Here is a 17463-nt window from a genome sequence, read left to right on the forward strand (position 1 = left end):
AGTGAAACGATGCATCGCCGATGGTAGTGTGGGGTTTCCCCATGTGAGAGTAGGTCATCGTCAAGCGCCTAACACCAAACCCCCAATCGGCTTGCACCGGTTGGGGGTTTGTCTTTGTGCGCGAAAATACTCGCAGAGCCTCGGTAGGCAAGTGAGTAGGGCGTCGCTATCATGCGTGCCTCATTGCTCGATAGGAACAGCATGCTGCCCTTATTAAAGCTTCTGCAAGATGGCCGTTTTCATTCAGGTGAAGCGCTTGGTGCTGCCTTGGGCATTAGTAGGTCCGCAATATGGAAGCAGTTGCGCCACCTGGAGACTGAGTTAGCGTTGCCTATCCATAAGGTGCGTGGTCGCGGCTACCGTTTGGCGGGTCCGCTCTGTTTGCTGGATGAGGGTGTATTGAGTAGCTGCTCGGCCTCTTCTGCTTGGCCTATAAGTATTTTGCAATCCGTTGACTCGACCAATGCGGAGGCCCTGCGGCGTTTAGGTACTCGGCAGGAGCCGCCTTTTGTTGTGCTAGCGGAGCGTCAAACTGCGGGGCGTGGTCGTCGTGGGCGTAATTGGGTTAGCCCGTTCGCGGAAAATCTGTATTACAGCTTGATGCTCCGAATCGACGGTGGAATGCGCCAGGTCGAGGGGCTGAGCTTGGTGGTGGGGTTGGCTCTGCTGAATGCAATACGTGCTGCTGGTGTGACTGGCGTCGGGTTGAAGTGGCCCAATGATTTACTGGTCAATGGTCGCAAGATAGCTGGGATACTCTCGGAGTTGTCGGGCGACCCAGAAGATATTTGCCACGTGGTGATAGGTATTGGCGTCAATGTGAATATGCGGGCTGCCGACAATATTGTGATCGATCAGCCGTGGACGTCTATGTGTGAAGGGTTGGGTGGTTTGGTTGATCGAAATGAATTGGTTTGTGAGCTGAATCGGCAATTGTGTAGGTATCTGGAAATTCATCAGAGGCTGGGGTTCAGTGCGTTGCTGGCGGAGTGGCAAGAGCACCATGTTTGGCAAGGTCGAGCGGTTGTGTTGACGGCAGGTTCTCAGTCCATAACAGGTGTAGTGTTAGGCGTTGACCGCACAGGTGCTATTCGCCTGGAAGTGGATGGCAATGAGCGAAGCTTTAGTGGCGGAGAACTCAGTTTAAGGTTGCATGATGATTCTTGAGCTGGATTGCGGGAACAGCTTTATTAAGTGGCGGCTGGTTTTGGGGCGCGACTCAAAAGTTTGCGGCGGAGGCGTTGTTGGCTCCGATGAGGAGCTTGTGCAGGCGGTCCGGCGACAGTCCGTTGCGGTGCGCGCTTGTCGTTTAGTGAGTGTGCGAACTGATCAAGAAACGTCGCGCCTGGTTGATGCGCTGGAGCAGGCGTTTTCTATTCGATGCGTCTGTGCGCAACCAGCGGCTGAGCTGGCTGGGGTGCGAAACGGATATGAGGAATATGAGCGTCTTGGCTTGGATCGTTGGTTGGCGCTTGTGGGTGCGTACCACCAGGCGCGTCACGCGTGCTTAGTGCTCGATCTTGGTACGGCGGTGACCTCCGATTTTGTTGACGCTGATGCGAACCACCTTGGCGGGTTCATTTGCCCTGGAGTGCCACTGATGCGCAACCAGCTACGTACTCATACGCGGCGAATTCGTTACGACGATGTTGTTGCGGAGCGCGCGCTGCAGAGTTTGTCGCCCGGGCGATCAACGGCCGAGGCGGTTGAGCGTGGCTGCTCCTTGATGTTGCAGGGGTTTGTTCATACTCAGCTGGATTTGGCGCGCGAATGTCTGGGGGAGTCTTTTGAGATTTTTCTCACAGGAGGAGATGCTTCCCTGGTAGTCGGCATGATCCCCGGTGCTCGAGTCATGCCGGATTTGGTGTTCATTGGCTTGGCTATGGCCTGCCCGCTTGATTGAGGTTATGCATGCGTTGGTTGTTTTTGTTGTTGGTTGTGCTGAATTTGTTCTATTACGTTTGGCATCAGCAGCAGGCTCCGTTGCAAGTCAAAGAGGTAGCGCCTCTTTCAATGCTTCGGGAGGGCAAGCACGCTATTCGCTTGGTGAGTGAGTCTGAGGAGCCGGTGTCGCGTGAGGCTCCGGTAGAGAGTAAGCCTGAAGCGGTTTGTCTTTTCCTGGGGAGTTTTGAGCAGGAGGCATCGGCAGCCGAAGTTGAACAGCGGCTTATTAGTTTGGATATTCGTTCGCATGTGCAGCCGGTCGATGTGGCCGCTGGAAGCGATTATTGGGTGTATTTGGCGCCCTTGGCTTCGCGGCAGGCCTCATTGCGGCAGTTGAAAGAATTACAGGCTCGCAAGATCGATAGTTACATCATTACTCAAGGCGATTTAGCCAACGGAATATCGCTCGGGATATTTCCTCGCCATGATTCGGCGGAAAGTGTCATGCAGCGCCTGCGGGATGCTGGCTATGACCCTTTGCTGAGGGGGTTGTCGCGTGCACACCGTAGTTATTGGGTGCGTATTGCTCCAGGGAGCCGCCATTTGGCTGGCGATGCCCTCCTGCAACGTTTGGTCTTGGACTTCAAGGGCTTACAGCATCAATTAATGCCGTGTGAAAGCATTGCAACGCCGCGTTAGATTGAATAGAATGGCGCCCGCTTCGCAGGGTGGCGCCAACTGGTGAATCTGTTAAGCGGCTGTCAATGCAGCTAACCTCAGGTTTTTAATGAGAAAATGCTTGACAGTAGGGTGGCTTCTAAAGAGAATGCCGCCTCCTTTTGGAGGGATTCCCGAGCGGCCAAAGGGATCAGACTGTAAATCTGACGTCATCGACTTCGAAGGTTCGAATCCTTCTCCCTCCACCAAATTCGACGTGAACAACAGGCTCTGCGGGTATAGTTCAGTGGTAGAACCTCAGCCTTCCAAGCTGATGATGCGGGTTCGATTCCCGCTACCCGCTCCAGGTTTGTTGTTTGCGCAATGTGTTTCGCTCATGTAGCTCAGCTGGTAGAGCACACCCTTGGTAAGGGTGAGGTCAGCGGTTCAAATCCGCTCATGAGCTCCATTTAATAAAGGCAGATATGCGAGTATCTGCCTTTATTTTAATGGCGGTACGACTTGCTCAATTCTTTGCTGGGAGATGGTCGAGATGGCTAAAGAGAAATTTGAACGTAAGAAGCCGCACCTCAATGTTGGCACAATCGGTCACGTTGACCATGGCAAGACTACTCTGACTGCGGCGCTAACCAGAGTTTGTGCTGATACATGGGGTGGTGCTGCTCGCGATTTCTCTCAGATCGACAATGCTCCAGAAGAAAAAGCACGTGGTATTACCATTAATACCTCTCATGTTGAGTATGACTCCTCTGTTCGTCACTACGCACACGTTGACTGCCCGGGTCATGCGGATTATGTGAAAAATATGATTACCGGTGCTGCGCAGATGGATGGCGCTATCCTGGTTTGCTCTGCTGCTGATGGCCCGATGCCGCAGACTCGCGAGCACATCCTGCTGTCCCGCCAGGTTGGCGTTCCTTACATCGTTGTCTTCCTGAACAAGGCTGACATGGTGGATGACGCTGAGCTGCTGGAGCTGGTTGAGATGGAGGTGCGTGATCTGCTGTCGACCTACGACTTCCCGGGTGACGATACGCCGATCATTATCGGTTCTGCGCTGATGGCGCTGAACGGTCAAGATGACAATGAGATGGGTACTAGTGCCGTTCGTAAGTTGGTTGAGACTCTGGATGCTTACATTCCTGAGCCTGAGCGTGCTATCGATAAGCCATTCCTGATGCCGATTGAGGACGTGTTCTCGATTTCCGGTCGGGGTACCGTGGTAACTGGTCGGGTGGAGCGCGGCATTGTGCGCATCCAGGAGGAAGTGGAAATTGTTGGTATTCGTGATACCACTAAGACCATTTGTACTGGTGTGGAGATGTTTCGTAAGTTGCTCGACGAGGGGCGTGCGGGTGAGAACGTTGGTGTGCTGTTGCGTGGCACCAAGCGCGACGACGTAGAGCGCGGTCAGGTGCTGGCTAAGCCGGGCACGATCAAGCCGCACACTAAGTTCGAGGGCGAAGTGTACGTTCTGTCGAAAGATGAGGGTGGTCGTCACACTCCTTTCTTCAAGGGCTATCGCCCGCAGTTCTACTTCCGTACTACGGATGTGACTGGTAACTGCGAGCTGCCGGAAGGCGTTGAAATGGTAATGCCGGGAGACAACGTCAAGATGGTTGTCACCCTGATCGCTCCTATCGCCATGGAAGATGGTCTGCGTTTCGCAATTCGCGAAGGTGGTCGTACCGTTGGTGCGGGTGTGGTTGCTAAGATCGTCGAGTAATCGGTTGATCTGTCCCTGTCAGGCCGGCATAATGGTCGGCCTGATTTTGTTTTAGGTCAGTAGCTCAATTGGCAGAGCGGCGGTCTCCAAAACCGCAGGTTGGGGGTTCGATTCCCTCCTGACCTGCCATTTTCTTAACGAATTTGGCGTGTCTTTCACAGGATCCTCGTAAATGAATGCTAAGGCTGAAGTCAAAGACTCTCGCTTTGACCTGATTAAGTGGCTGCTCAGTGCTGCTTTGGTGGTCGTGGGTGTGGTCGGTAATCAGTACTTTTCTGCCGAGCCGATTCTGTACCGCGTATTGGCGTTGCTGGTGATCGCCGTTGTGGCTGGGCTTGTCGCCCTGCAGACGACGAGGGGGCAGGCCTTTTTCGTGCTGGCAAAAGAGGCGCGCGTTGAAATTCGTAAGGTCGTTTGGCCGACTCGCCAAGAAACCACTCAGACCACGTTGATTGTAGTGGCTGTTGTTCTGGTTATGGCGTTGTTGTTGTGGGGGCTAGATTCCCTGCTTGGTTGGCTTGTTTCGTTGATTGTCGGTTGAAGGTGTCCCGTGGCTAAGCGTTGGTACGTTGTGCATGCTTACTCGGGTTACGAGAAGCATGTTATGCGCTCGTTGATCGAGCGTGTGAAGTTCGCAGGTATGGAAGATGGGTTTGGCGAGATTCTGGTTCCTACCGAAGAAGTGGTAGAAATGCGGAACGGTCAGAAGCGCAAAAGCGAGCGCAAATTCTTTCCCGGTTATGTCCTGGTGCAGATGGATATGAACGAGGGTACTTGGCATTTGGTCAAGGATACTCCTCGCGTCATGGGCTTTATTGGTGGTACGGCCGCTAAGCCAGCGCCTATTACCGATAAGGAAGCTGAGGCGATTCTGCGTCGTGTTGCTGATAGTGGCGACAAGCCGAAACCGAAGACGCTGTTTGAGCCGGGCGAGATGGTTCGAGTGACTGATGGCCCGTTTGCGGACTTCAGTGGTGTTGTTGAAGAAGTGAATTACGAGAAGAGCCGGATTCAGGTGGCGGTGACCATTTTTGGTCGTTCGACACCGGTCGAGCTGGAGTTTAGTCAGGTCGAGAAGGCGTAACTGACACAAGCATCCCATACCCCGCAGCCGTAGGCTGTGGGGTTTTGTCGTCACTGGGATAAACGCGTGAATAACCGGGGAGCCGAAAGGCGTTAAAACCCGTAACTGGAGTAGCTCATGGCTAAGAAGATAACGGCTTATATCAAGCTGCAAGTAAAGGCTGCGCAGGCCAATCCGTCACCACCCGTTGGTCCGGCTCTGGGTCAGCACGGTGTGAATATCATGGAATTCTGCAAGGCGTTCAACGCCAAGACGCAGGGCATGGAACCTGGTCTGCCGACTCCCGTGATCATCACTGTTTACAGTGACCGCAGCTTCACGTTTGAAACCAAAAGCACCCCGGCCTCCGTGCTTCTGAAGAAGGCTGCTGGCTTGACCAGTGGTTCCGCGCGTCCGAACACCGTCAAGGTTGGCACTGTGACTCGCGCTCAGTTGGAAGAAATCGCCAAGACCAAGCAGGCTGATCTGACTGCCGCTGATATGGACGCTGCCGTGCGTACGATCGCCGGCTCCGCTCGTAGCATGGGCCTGAACGTGGAGGGTGTGTAATGGCTAAGTTGACTAAGCGTCAAAAGGCAATCGCGGAAAAAGTTGAAGCTGGTAAGGCTTACAACTTCGCAGAAGCCGCCGCTCTGCTGGCTGAGTTGTCGGTTGTCAAGTTCTCGGAATCTGTTGATGTTGCCGTGAACCTGGGCGTTGACCCGCGTAAATCCGATCAGGTCGTGCGTGGCGCCACCGTGCTGCCGAATGGCTCCGGTAAAAGCGTTCGCGTTGCTGTGTTCACTCAGGGTCCTGCTGCTGAAGCTGCCTTGGCTGCCGGCGCGGATCGCGTTGGTATGGATGACCTGGCTGCCGAAATGAAAGGCGGCGATCTGAACTATGACGTAGTGATCGCTTCTCCAGATGCGATGCGTGTTGTCGGTCAGTTGGGCCAGATCCTGGGTCCTCGTGGTCTGATGCCGAACCCGAAAGTAGGTACTGTGACGCCTGACGTTGCGACTGCGGTTAAGAACGCCAAGGCCGGTCAAGTACGCTTCCGTACTGACAAGAACGGTATCATTCACGGTTCCGTGGGCAAGGTTGGCTTCGACGCTGACAAGCTGAAGCAAAACGTCGAAGCGCTGATCGCCGATCTGAAGCGTTTGAAGCCGTCGACTTCGAAAGGCATTTACGTCAAGCGTGTGACCCTGAGCACCACTATGGGCCCTGGTCTGATTATCGATCAGGCTTCGCTAGACGCATAACATTTGGCTGACGGAAGCAACGCCGTCAGCCTGAAAAATTGGGGTCCCTGCCTGGCGGGGGCTATCCAAGACCGTAGGGGGCGCAAGCCTTAAACCGCAAGCCTACGCAGATGGTGCTCCCGATTCTTACCGAATCAGACACCAAAACGCCGTCCTACTTCGGTGGGACGAAACGGTAACATCCAGGAGTAAACCCGTGGCAATTAAACTCGAAGACAAGAAGGCCATCGTCGCTGAAGTCAACGAGGCTGCCAAAGCTGCCCTGTCCGCTGTCGTGGCTGATGCCCGCGGCGTGACCGTGTCTGCAATGACCGGACTCCGTAAAGAGGCCCGCGCATCTGGTGTGTACGTGAAAGTCGTGCGTAACACCCTGCTGCGCCGCGCCGTTGAGGGTACTTCCTTTGAAGTTCTCAACGACGTGTTCAAAGGCCCGACCCTGATTGCGTTCTCCAATGAACATCCGGGCGCTGCTGCCCGTATTTTCAAGGAGTTCTCCAAGGGTCAGGACAAGTTCGAGATCAAGGCAGCTGCGTTCGAGGGGCAGTTCCTCGCAGCCAATCAGATCGACGTACTGGCAACTCTGCCGACCTACAACGAAGCTATTTCTCAGCTGATGAGCGTGATGCAAGGCGCTACCAGCAAGTTCGTTCGTACATTGGCAGCTGTTCGCGACCAGAAGGAAGCTGTCGCAGCCTAAGGGTGCGCAGAGTCTTTCAATCTTATTTGTTTAATTTGATGGCCGTGAAGGCTGTCCCCCAATACAGGAAATTAGAGTCATGGCTCTGACTAACGAAGACATCATCAACGCCGTTTCCGACATGTCCGTGATGCAGGTTGTTGAACTGATCAAGGCAATGGAAGAGAAGTTCGGTGTGACTGCCGCTGCTGCTGCTGGCCCGGCTGCTGCCGTTGCCGCTGTTGCTGAAGAGCAGACCGAGTTCAACGTCATGCTGCTGGAAGCTGGCGAGAAGAAAGTAAACGTCATCAAGGCTGTTCGTGAGCTGACTGGTCTGGGCTTGAAAGAAGCCAAGGCAGTCGTTGACAGCGCTCCTGGCGTTGTTAAGGAAGGCGTTTCGAAGGACGAAGCCGAAGCCGCTAAAAAGGCTCTGGAAGAAGCTGGCGCTAAAGTCGAGCTCAAGTAAGCGACGACCTTGCGTCAACAGCCTAAGCGACTCGCATAAGGCTGATGGCTGGTGGCTTTTGCCACCGGCCTTTTTCCGTTCTAGGTCGGCTAATCGTTGGCTGGCCTTGATCGGGAATAAACCCACCCTGTGTGGTGGCGCAAACCAAAGGGTTTGCAAGAGTTTCTGGCTGCTCCCGTCGGAGAGGCCAAATAAGCAGGTGACCAAGCTGGGGAACGCTGATGGCTTACTCATATACTGAGAAAAAACGTATCCGTAAGGACTTTAGCAAGTTGCCGGATGTCATGGATGTGCCTTATCTCCTGGCCATCCAGCTGGATTCGTATCGCGAATTCCTGCAGGCGGGAGCGACCAAGGATCAGTTTCGTGACATCGGCCTGCATGCGGCCTTCAAATCCGTTTTCCCGATTATCAGCTATTCCGGCAACGCTGCTCTGGAATATGTCGGTTATCGCCTGGGCGAGCCGGCATTTGACGTCAAGGAATGCGTGCTACGCGGCGTGACTTTTGCCGTGCCGCTGCGGGTAAAAGTCCGTTTGATCATTTTCGACAAAGAATCGTCGAACAAAGCGATCAAAGACATTAAAGAGCAAGAAGTGTACATGGGGGAAATCCCCCTGATGACTGAGAACGGTACTTTCGTAATCAACGGTACCGAGCGCGTCATCGTTTCCCAGTTGCACCGTTCGCCGGGCGTGTTCTTCGACCACGACCGTGGCAAGACCCACAGCTCCGGTAAGTTGCTGTATTCCGCTCGGGTGATTCCGTACCGCGGCTCTTGGCTGGACTTCGAGTTCGATCCGAAGGACGCCGTGTTCGTGCGTATCGACCGCCGTCGCAAGCTGCCGGCCTCGGTGCTGCTGCGTGCGCTGGGTTACAGCACTGAGGAAGTGCTCGACGCGTTCTATTCCACCAACATCTTCCACGTGAAGGGCGAGAGCCTGAACCTGGAGTTGGTGCCGCAGCGTCTGCGTGGTGAAGTTGCCGTCCTGGATATTAAGGATGAAAACGGCAAGGTCATCGTTGAGCAGGGTCGCCGTATCACTGCGCGTCACGTAAATCAGCTGGACAAGGCTGGCATCAAAGAGCTGGAAGTGCCGCTCGATTACCTGATTGGCCGCACCACGGCCAAGGCAATCGTGCACCCGGCTACCGGCGAGATCATTGCCGAATGCAACACCGAGTTGACCGCTGAGATCCTGGTGCAGGTTGCCAAGGCTCAGGTTGTGCGACTGGAAACCTTGTACACCAACGATATCGATTGTGGTCCGTTCATCTCCGATACCCTGAAGATTGACTCCACCACCAATCAGCTGGAAGCGTTGGTCGAGATCTACCGCATGATGCGTCCCGGCGAGCCGCCGACCAAGGATGCTGCCGAGACGCTGTTCAACAACCTGTTCTTCAGTGCCGAGCGCTACGACCTGTCTGCCGTAGGCCGGATGAAGTTCAACCGTCGTATCGGTCGCACCGAGATCGAAGGTTCGGGCGTGTTGAGCAAAGAAGATATCGTCGAGGTGTTGAAGACTCTGGTCGATATTCGCAACGGTAAAGGCATCGTCGACGACATCGACCATTTGGGTAACCGTCGCGTACGTTGCGTTGGCGAAATGGCTGAGAACCAGTTCCGTGTGGGCCTGGTGCGTGTTGAGCGCGCGGTCAAAGAGCGTCTGTCGATGGCTGAAAGCGAAGGCTTGATGCCGCAGGACCTGATCAACGCCAAGCCAGTGGCCGCGGCGGTGAAGGAGTTCTTCGGTTCCAGCCAGCTGTCGCAGTTCATGGACCAGAACAACCCGCTCTCCGAGATCACCCACAAGCGCCGTGTCTCCGCACTCGGCCCGGGCGGTCTGACTCGTGAGCGTGCCGGCTTCGAAGTGCGTGACGTACACCCGACCCATTACGGCCGCGTGTGCCCGATTGAAACGCCTGAAGGTCCGAACATTGGTCTGATCAACTCCTTGGCCGCCTATGCGCGCACCAACAAGTACGGCTTCCTCGAGAGCCCGTACCGCGTGGTGAAAGACACCCTGGTGACCGACGAGATCGTGTTCCTCTCTGCGATTGAAGAGGCCGACCACGTCATCGCCCAGGCATCGGCGATGATGAACGAACAAGGTCATCTGGTGGATGAGTTGGTGGCTGTACGTCACCAGAACGAATTTACCGTGAAGGCGCCGGAAGACGTCACCCTGATGGACGTATCGCCCAAGCAGGTGGTTTCCGTTGCGGCTTCGCTGATCCCGTTCCTTGAGCACGACGACGCCAACCGGGCGTTGATGGGCTCGAACATGCAGCGTCAGGCTGTGCCAACCCTGCGCGCCGATAAGCCGCTGGTGGGTACTGGCATGGAGCGCAACGTGGCACGCGACTCCGGCGTTTGTGTGGTTGCTCGTCGCGGTGGCGTGATCGATTCGGTCGATGCCAGTCGTGTCGTGGTTCGGGTTAATGATGACGAAGTTGAAACCGGTGAAGCCGGTGTCGACATCTATAACCTGACCAAGTACACCCGCTCCAACCAGAACACCTGCATCAACCAGCGTCCGCTGGTGCGCAAGGGTGACAAGGTTGCGCGTACCGATATTCTGGCTGACGGCCCGTCCACCGATATGGGTGAGCTGGCATTGGGTCAGAACATGCGCGTGGCGTTCATGCCGTGGAACGGTTTCAACTTCGAAGACTCCATCTGCCTGTCTGAGCGCGTGGTTCAAGAAGATCGCTTCACCACTATCCACATCCAGGAACTGACTTGCGTGTCGCGTGACACTAAGCTCGGCTCCGAAGAGATTACTGCGGATATCCCGAACGTCGGTGAAGCTGCGCTGAATAAGCTGGACGAAGCGGGCATCGTGTATGTCGGCGCCGAAGTCGGCCCGGGCGACATTCTGGTTGGTAAGGTCACCCCGAAAGGCGAGACCCAGCTGACGCCGGAAGAGAAGCTGTTGCGTGCGATCTTCGGTGAGAAGGCCAGCGACGTTAAGGACACCTCCCTGCGCGTGCCAACTGGCACCAAGGGTACGGTCATCGACGTCCAGGTCTTCACCCGTGATGGTGTCGAGCGTGATGCTCGTGCACTGGCCATCGAAAAGATGCAGCTCGACGAGATTCGCAAGGATCTGAACGAAGAGTTCCGCATTGTCGAAGGTGCAACCTTCGAGCGTCTGCGTGCAGCTCTGGTCGGCAAGAAGGTCGAAGGTGGTGCTGGCCTGAAAAAAGGCGCAGAGATCACCGATGAGTTCCTCGACGGCTTCGAGCGCGGTCAGTGGTTCAAGCTGCGCATGGCGGATGACGCGTTGAACGAGCAGTTGGAAAAGGCGCAGGCCTATATTTCCGATCGCCGTCAGTTGCTCGACGACAAGTTCGAAGACAAGAAACGCAAGCTGCAGCAGGGCGACGATCTGGCGCCGGGCGTGCTGAAAATCGTCAAGGTCTACCTGGCTATTCGTCGTCGCATCCAGCCGGGTGACAAGATGGCCGGTCGTCACGGTAACAAGGGTGTGGTCTCGGTGATCATGCCGGTTGAAGACATGCCGCACGATGCCAATGGCACACCGGTCGATATCGTCCTCAACCCGCTGGGCGTACCGTCGCGGATGAACGTCGGGCAGATCCTCGAAACCCACCTGGGCCTTGCAGCCAAGGGCCTGGGCGAGAAGATCAACCGCATGCTCGAAGAGCAGCGCAAGGTCGCCGAGCTGCGCAAGTTCATGCAGCAGATCTACAACGAGATCGGCGGTCGTCAAGAGAGTCTGGATGAGCTGAGCGATCAGGAAATCCTCGACTTGGCGAAAAACCTGCGTGGCGGTGTGCCGATGGCCACTCCGGTATTCGATGGTGCCAAGGAAAGCGAGATCAAGGCCATGCTCAAGCTGGCTGATCTGCCTGAGAGCGGCCAGATGCAGTTGGTCGACGGTCGTACTGGCAACCTGTTCGAGCGGCCGACTACCGTTGGCTACATGTACATGCTGAAATTGAACCACCTGGTGGACGACAAGATGCACGCGCGTTCAACGGGTTCCTACAGCCTGGTTACTCAGCAGCCGCTGGGTGGTAAGGCGCAGTTCGGTGGTCAGCGCTTCGGTGAGATGGAGGTGTGGGCTCTGGAAGCCTACGGCGCCGCCTACACCCTGCAGGAAATGCTGACCGTGAAGTCGGACGATGTGAATGGACGTACCAAGATGTACAAAAACATCGTGGACGGTGATCACCGTATGGAGCCAGGCATGCCTGAGTCCTTCAACGTACTGATCAAAGAGATCCGTTCGCTCGGTATCGATATCGATCTGGAAACCGAATAACACGTGACGCGAATCGGCAGTGGAGCGCTTTGCTCCACTGCCAGCTCCGCCAGGAGGAAAGGCCTTGAAAGACCTACTGAATTTGCTGAAAAACCAGGGTCAAGTCGAAGAGTTCGACGCCATCCGTATTGGGTTGGCCTCGCCTGAGATGATCCGTTCGTGGTCGTTCGGCGAAGTTAAAAAGCCGGAAACCATCAACTACCGTACGTTCAAGCCTGAGCGTGACGGCCTGTTCTGCGCCAAAATCTTTGGCCCGGTAAAAGATTACGAGTGCCTGTGCGGTAAGTACAAGCGCTTGAAGCACCGTGGTGTGATCTGCGAGAAGTGCGGCGTTGAAGTCGCGCTGGCCAAGGTCCGTCGCGAGCGCATGGCGCACATCGAACTGGCTTCGCCAGTCGCGCACATCTGGTTCCTCAAGTCGCTGCCGAGCCGTATCGGCCTGCTGATGGATATGACCCTGCGTGATATCGAGCGCGTGCTCTATTTTGAGAGCTACGTGGTAATCGATCCGGGCATGACCACGCTGGAAAAAGGTCAGCTGCTGAACGACGAGCAGTACTTCGAGGCTCTCGAAGAGTTTGGCGATGACTTCGATGCCCGTATGGGCGCCGAAGCTGTGCGCGAGCTGCTGCACGCCATCGATCTGGAGCACGAGATTGGCCGCCTGCGCGAAGAAATTCCGCAGACCAACTCGGAAACCAAGATCAAGAAGCTGTCCAAGCGCTTGAAACTGATGGAAGCCTTCCTCGGCTCGGGCAACCTGCCTGAGTGGATGGTGCTGACCGTGCTGCCGGTTCTGCCGCCGGATCTGCGTCCGTTGGTTCCGCTGGATGGCGGTCGTTTTGCGACCTCCGACCTGAACGACCTGTACCGTCGGGTGATCAACCGTAACAATCGTCTGAAGCGTCTGCTCGACCTGTCTGCGCCGGACATCATCGTGCGCAACGAAAAGCGCATGCTGCAGGAGTCGGTTGACGCCCTGCTCGACAACGGCCGTCGTGGTCGCGCCATCACTGGCTCGAACAAGCGTCCGCTGAAGTCGCTGGCTGACATGATCAAGGGTAAGCAAGGTCGCTTCCGGCAGAACCTGCTCGGTAAGCGCGTGGACTACTCCGGTCGTTCGGTAATTACCGTGGGTCCGACCCTGCGTCTGCACCAGTGCGGTCTGCCGAAGAAGATGGCCCTCGAGCTGTTCAAGCCGTTCATCTTCGGCAAGCTGGAAATGCGTGGTCTGGCGACCACCATCAAGGCCGCGAAGAAGATGGTCGAGCGCGAACTGCCTGAGGTGTGGGACGTTCTCGCCGAAGTGATTCGCGAACACCCGGTACTACTCAACCGTGCGCCGACCCTGCACCGTCTGGGTATCCAGGCGTTTGAACCGGTTCTGATCGAAGGTAAGGCGATTCAGCTGCACCCGCTGGTCTGCGCCGCGTACAACGCCGACTTCGACGGTGACCAGATGGCCGTGCACGTGCCGCTGACGCTGGAAGCCCAGCTGGAAGCGCGCGCGTTGATGATGTCGACCAACAACATCCTCTCGCCTGCCAACGGTGAGCCGATCATCGTACCGTCCCAGGACGTGGTGCTGGGTCTGTACTACATGACCCGCGAAGCGATCAACGCCAAGGGCGAAGGTCGCGTATTCGCCGACCTGCAGGAAGTCGACCGGGTGTTCCGTGGTGGCGAAGCCTCGCTGCATGCGCGCGTTAAAGTGCGCATCAACGAAGTGATCAAGGACCGCGACGGCAGCATCACCAAGAACACCCGTATCGTCGACACCACTGTCGGCCGTGCGCTGCTGTTCCAGATCGTGCCGGATGGCCTGTCCTATGACGTGGTCAACCAGTCGATGAAGAAGAAGGCGATCTCCAAGCTGATCAACCAGTGCTACCGCACCGTTGGCTTGAAAGACACGGTGATCTTCGCGGACCAGTTGATGTATACCGGTTTCGCTTATTCGACCATCTCTGGTGTATCGATCGGCGTGAACGACTTCGTCATCCCGGATGAGAAGGCGCGCATCATCGAATCCGCCACCGAAGAAGTTAAAGAGATCGAAAGCCAGTACGCTTCCGGCCTGGTAACCCAGGGCGAGAAGTACAACAAAGTAATCGACCTGTGGTCGAAGGCCAACGACGAAGTATCCAAGGCGATGATGGCCAACCTCTCGAAAGAGAAGGTAGTCGATCGCGAAGGCAAGACTGTCGATCAAGAGTCCTTCAACTCCATGTACATGATGGCCGACTCCGGTGCGCGGGGTTCTGCTGCGCAGATCCGTCAGCTCGCCGGTATGCGTGGTCTGATGGCCAAGCCGGACGGCTCGATCATCGAAACGCCGATCACCGCGAACTTCCGTGAAGGTCTGTCGGTACTGCAGTACTTCATCTCGACTCACGGTGCTCGTAAAGGTTTGGCGGATACTGCACTGAAGACTGCGAACTCCGGTTACCTGACCCGTCGTTTGGTCGACGTGGCCCAGGATCTGGTGGTTACCGCGATCGATTGCGGTACCGAGCACGGTCTGCTAATGACGCCGCACATCGAAGGCGGTGATGTGGTCGAGCCGTTGGGTGAGCGCGTACTGGGCCGAGTCATCGCCCGTGACGTGGTCAAGCCAGGCGGAGACGAGGTGCTGGTTCCAGCCGGTACGCTGGTCGACGAGCAGTGGGTTGAGTTCATCGAGCTGAACAGCATCGACGAAGTGATCGTGCGCTCGCCGATCAGCTGTGAAACCCGTTATGGCATCTGCGCCAAGTGCTACGGTCGTGACCTGGCCCGTGGTCACCAGATCAATATCGGTGAGGCGGTCGGTGTTATTGCTGCCCAGTCGATTGGTGAGCCGGGTACCCAGCTGACCATGCGTACGTTCCACATCGGCGGTGCGGCTAGCCGGACTTCCGCTGCAGACAGCGTTCAGGTGAAGAACGGTGGCACGGTGCGTCTGCACAACCTCAAGCACGTCGAGCGTCTCGATGGCGCACTGGTCGCGGTATCGCGCTCCGGTGAACTGGCGATTGCCGATGAGTTCGGTCGTGAGCGTGAGCGCTACAAGCTGCCGTATGGTGCGGTCATTTCCGTGAAGGAAGGCGACAAGGTCGACGCTGGCGCCATCGTGGCCAAGTGGGATCCGCACACTCACCCCATCGTCACCGAAATGAAGGGTACCGTGACCTTCGTCGGCATGGAGGAGAACATCACCATCAAGCGTCAGACCGATGAATTGACCGGTTTGACCAACATTGAGGTGTTGGATCCTAAGGATCGTCCAGCGGCTGGCAAGGACATCCGTCCGGCGGTGAAGATGGTCGACGCCAATGGTAAGGACTTGTTGTTGCCGGGTACTGATGTACCGGCGCAGTACTTCCTGCCGGCTAACGCCTTGGTGGGTGTGGCGGATGGTGTCCAGGTGGGCGTGGGTGATGTTATTGCCCGTATCCCGCAGGAAACCTCAAAGACCCGTGACATCACCGGTGGTCTGCCGCGCGTTGCCGACTTGTTCGAAGCGCGTCGTCCGAAAGAAGCATCGATCCTGGCCGAGATCAGCGGCACGATTTCCTTCGGTAAGGAGACCAAGGGCAAGCGTCGTCTGGTCATTACTCCGACCGACGGCAGCGATCCGTACGAAGAGCTGATTCCGAAGTGGCGCCACCTGAACGTGTTTGAAGGTGAGCAGGTCAACAAGGGTGAAGTTATCTCCGACGGCCCAAGCGATCCGCACGATATCCTGCGTCTGCTGGGTGTCAGCGCGCTGGCCAAGTACATCGTCAATGAAATTCAGGACGTCTACCGCCTGCAAGGTGTGAAGATCAACGACAAGCACATCGAAACCATCCTGCGTCAGATGTTGCGCAAGGTTGAGATCGCTGAGTCGGGAGACTCCACCTTCATCAAGGGTGACCAGATGGAGTTGACGGGTGTGCTGGGTGAGAACGAGCGTCTGGCTGCAGATGACAAGTTCATCGCCAAGTACACTCGCGTGCTGCTGGGTATCACCAAGGCCTCGTTGTCCACCGAGTCGTTCATCTCGGCGGCCTCGTTCCAGGAGACCACTCGTGTGCTCACTGAGGCTGCGGTTACCGGTAAGCGCGACTTCCTGCGTGGTCTGAAGGAGAACGTGGTCGTGGGTCGTCTGATCCCGGCCGGTACCGGTCTGGCCTATCACCGCGAGCGCAAGCGCAAGCGTGAAGCCGCCCAGCCTGTACGTGTCAGCGCCAGTGAGGTCGAAGCCGCACTGACCGAAGCGCTGAACTCCAGCGGTAATTGAGTGGACGGCCTCGCTGCTTGGGTGGCGGGGCTTGGCCTTGACTGGGGCTGTGAGTGTCATTAGACTCATGCACCCCTAAATTTGGCAGGGCATCCGCCCTGCCATTTTGCTTTCCTTAGTAGGGCAATAGCGTCGAAAGACAACAGTGGAGCTTATAGATGGCAACTATTAACCAGCTGGTACGTCAGCCGCGCAAGCGTATCGTCGAGAAATCCGACGTGCCTGCGCTGCAGAACTGCCCGCAGCGTCGTGGTGTGTGCACTCGCGTGTATACCACTACGCCGAAAAAACCTAACTCGGCACTGCGTAAAGTATGCCGTGTGCGTCTGACCAACGGTTTCGAGGTTTCCTCGTACATCGGCGGTGAAGGCCACAACCTGCAAGAGCACAGTGTGGTGCTGATCCGTGGCGGTCGTGTAAAAGACCTTCCGGGTGTGCGCTACCACACCGTACGCGGTTCTTTGGATACTTCCGGTGTTAAGGGTCGTAACCAGGGTCGTTCGAAGTACGGTACCAAGCGTCCGAAGTGATCGGTCGTTTGCTCTGAGTTGCAGTTATCTATTTATTTGAGTCGATAAGAGTAAGGTCGGGCGACACCTCTGGTGGGGTCCCGGGCTAACCTGAAGACCGTTTGAGGGCTTATCAATGCCAAGACGTCGCGTAGCAGCCAAACGTGAGATTCTGGACGATCCGAAATACGGAAGCCAGATTCTCGCCAAGTTCATGAACCACGTAATGGAAAGCGGCAAAAAAGCCGTGGCCGAGCGTATTGTTTATGGCGCGCTGGATAAAGTTAAAGAACGCAAGAACAGTGACCCCCTGGAAATCTTCGAGAAAGCTCTCGACGCCATCGCTCCGCTGGTCGAAGTGAAGTCGCGCCGCGTTGGTGGTGCTACTTACCAGGTCCCTGTCGAAGTTCGTCCTTCCCGTCGTAATGCTCTTGCCATGCGTTGGCTGGTAGATTTCGCCCGTAAGCGTGGCGAGAAGTCCATGGCTCTGCGCTTGGCTGGTGAGTTGCTGGATGCCGCTGAAGGCAAAGGTGCTGCAGTTAAGAAGCGTGAAGACGTGCACCGCATGGCAGAAGCCAACAAGGCCTTCTCGCACTACCGCTTCTAAATTACGCGCTTCTAAATTTGCGAGGGCTTT

General features: G+C 56.3%; 14 protein-coding genes and 4 tRNA genes. All 18 read left to right on the top strand.

Annotation, left to right across the window (positions count from 1 at the left end; genetic code table 11):
* Window positions 1-201 precede the first annotated feature (201 nt).
* The 18 genes from birA to rpsG all read left to right on the top strand — a co-directional run bounded on the left by birA (window position 202) and on the right by rpsG (window position 17433).
* On the top strand, window positions 202-1167 hold the full coding sequence (gene birA / locus FBY03_RS10230) for a bifunctional biotin--[acetyl-CoA-carboxylase] ligase/biotin operon repressor BirA (protein ID WP_147172114.1): 966 nt from the start codon (window positions 202-204) through the stop codon (window positions 1165-1167).
* Window positions 1157-1903 carry a pantothenate kinase gene (locus tag FBY03_RS10235; protein WP_147172116.1) on the top strand — a complete coding sequence of 249 codons (747 nt, stop codon included), beginning with the start codon at window positions 1157-1159 and terminating at the stop codon, window positions 1901-1903. Before birA ends, FBY03_RS10235 begins: the two co-directional genes overlap by 11 nt.
* Before the next feature lie 8 nt (window positions 1904-1911).
* Window positions 1912-2583: an SPOR domain-containing protein gene (locus tag FBY03_RS10240; protein WP_147172118.1), complete on the top strand. Its 672-nt coding sequence runs from the start codon at window positions 1912-1914 to the stop codon at window positions 2581-2583.
* Window positions 2584-2725: 142 nt separating this feature from the next.
* Window positions 2726-2810, top strand: a tRNA-Tyr gene (locus tag FBY03_RS10245).
* A 24-nt stretch (window positions 2811-2834) separates the two neighbouring features.
* Window positions 2835-2908: transfer RNA gene (locus FBY03_RS10250), tRNA-Gly, on the top strand.
* Between the two features lie 26 nt (window positions 2909-2934).
* Window positions 2935-3010 (top strand) — tRNA-Thr (locus tag FBY03_RS10255).
* A gap of 84 nt (window positions 3011-3094) precedes the next feature.
* Window positions 3095-4288 carry an elongation factor Tu gene (gene tuf, locus FBY03_RS10260; protein WP_147172120.1) on the top strand — a complete coding sequence of 398 codons (1194 nt, stop codon included), beginning with the start codon at window positions 3095-3097 and terminating at the stop codon, window positions 4286-4288.
* Window positions 4289-4341: 53 nt separating this feature from the next.
* Window positions 4342-4417, top strand: a tRNA-Trp gene (locus FBY03_RS10265).
* Between the two features lie 43 nt (window positions 4418-4460).
* The gene (gene secE, locus FBY03_RS10270; RefSeq protein ID WP_147172122.1) at window positions 4461-4829 is read left to right on the top strand and encodes a preprotein translocase subunit SecE; all 369 of its coding nucleotides are present in this window, start codon (window positions 4461-4463) and stop codon (window positions 4827-4829) included.
* A 9-nt stretch (window positions 4830-4838) separates the two neighbouring features.
* On the top strand, window positions 4839-5372 hold the full coding sequence (gene nusG, locus FBY03_RS10275) for a transcription termination/antitermination protein NusG (protein ID WP_025167735.1): 534 nt from the start codon (window positions 4839-4841) through the stop codon (window positions 5370-5372).
* 117 nt (window positions 5373-5489) lie between these two features.
* On the top strand, window positions 5490-5921 hold the full coding sequence (rplK, locus tag FBY03_RS10280; RefSeq protein WP_025167734.1) for a 50S ribosomal protein L11: 432 nt from the start codon (window positions 5490-5492) through the stop codon (window positions 5919-5921).
* The gene (gene rplA, locus FBY03_RS10285) at window positions 5921-6616 is read left to right on the top strand and encodes a 50S ribosomal protein L1 (protein WP_025167733.1); all 696 of its coding nucleotides are present in this window, start codon (window positions 5921-5923) and stop codon (window positions 6614-6616) included. The genes rplK and rplA overlap by 1 nt, the downstream gene beginning before the upstream one ends.
* Window positions 6617-6812: 196 nt before the next feature.
* Entirely contained in the window at window positions 6813-7313 is a 501-nt protein-coding gene (rplJ, locus tag FBY03_RS10290) for a 50S ribosomal protein L10 (RefSeq protein ID WP_147172124.1), read from the top strand.
* 79 nt (window positions 7314-7392) lie between these two features.
* Window positions 7393-7758: a 50S ribosomal protein L7/L12 gene (gene rplL, locus FBY03_RS10295; RefSeq protein WP_025167731.1), complete on the top strand. Its 366-nt coding sequence runs from the start codon at window positions 7393-7395 to the stop codon at window positions 7756-7758.
* Between the two features lie 221 nt (window positions 7759-7979).
* Window positions 7980-12053: a DNA-directed RNA polymerase subunit beta gene (gene rpoB / locus FBY03_RS10300; RefSeq protein ID WP_147172126.1), complete on the top strand. Its 4074-nt coding sequence runs from the start codon at window positions 7980-7982 to the stop codon at window positions 12051-12053.
* A gap of 64 nt (window positions 12054-12117) precedes the next feature.
* Window positions 12118-16317, top strand: coding sequence for a DNA-directed RNA polymerase subunit beta' (gene rpoC / locus FBY03_RS10305; RefSeq protein WP_147172128.1), 4200 nt, complete (start codon window positions 12118-12120; stop codon window positions 16315-16317).
* 158 nt (window positions 16318-16475) lie between these two features.
* Window positions 16476-16847, top strand: a complete 372-nt coding sequence (gene rpsL / locus FBY03_RS10310) for a 30S ribosomal protein S12 (RefSeq protein WP_003186084.1) — start codon at window positions 16476-16478, stop codon at window positions 16845-16847.
* Between the two features lie 115 nt (window positions 16848-16962).
* Entirely contained in the window at window positions 16963-17433 is a 471-nt protein-coding gene (gene rpsG / locus FBY03_RS10315; RefSeq protein WP_003186074.1) for a 30S ribosomal protein S7, read from the top strand.
* Window positions 17434-17463: the final 30 nt, after the last annotated feature.

It is taken from the genome of Pseudomonas sp. SJZ079, assembly GCF_007993865.1.
Taxonomy (GTDB): domain Bacteria; phylum Pseudomonadota; class Gammaproteobacteria; order Pseudomonadales; family Pseudomonadaceae; genus Aquipseudomonas.

Excerpts from the sequence above, each read along its gene's own strand:
- birA (WP_147172114.1), top strand. The coding sequence starts at position 202 with ATGCTGCCCTTATTAAAGCTTCTGCAAGATGGCCGTTTTCATTCAGGT.
- FBY03_RS10235 (WP_147172116.1), top strand. The coding sequence starts at position 1,157 with ATGATTCTTGAGCTGGATTGCGGGAACAGCTTTATTAAGTGGCGGCTG.
- FBY03_RS10240 (WP_147172118.1), top strand. The coding sequence starts at position 1,912 with ATGCGTTGGTTGTTTTTGTTGTTGGTTGTGCTGAATTTGTTCTATTAC.
- tuf (WP_147172120.1), top strand. The coding sequence starts at position 3,095 with ATGGCTAAAGAGAAATTTGAACGTAAGAAGCCGCACCTCAATGTTGGC.
- secE (WP_147172122.1), top strand. The coding sequence starts at position 4,461 with ATGAATGCTAAGGCTGAAGTCAAAGACTCTCGCTTTGACCTGATTAAG.
- rplK (WP_025167734.1), top strand. The coding sequence starts at position 5,490 with ATGGCTAAGAAGATAACGGCTTATATCAAGCTGCAAGTAAAGGCTGCG.
- rplA (WP_025167733.1), top strand. The coding sequence starts at position 5,921 with ATGGCTAAGTTGACTAAGCGTCAAAAGGCAATCGCGGAAAAAGTTGAA.
- rplL (WP_025167731.1), top strand. The coding sequence starts at position 7,393 with ATGGCTCTGACTAACGAAGACATCATCAACGCCGTTTCCGACATGTCC.
- rpoB (WP_147172126.1), top strand. The coding sequence starts at position 7,980 with ATGGCTTACTCATATACTGAGAAAAAACGTATCCGTAAGGACTTTAGC.
- rpsL (WP_003186084.1), top strand. The coding sequence starts at position 16,476 with ATGGCAACTATTAACCAGCTGGTACGTCAGCCGCGCAAGCGTATCGTC.
- rpsG (WP_003186074.1), top strand. The coding sequence starts at position 16,963 with ATGCCAAGACGTCGCGTAGCAGCCAAACGTGAGATTCTGGACGATCCG.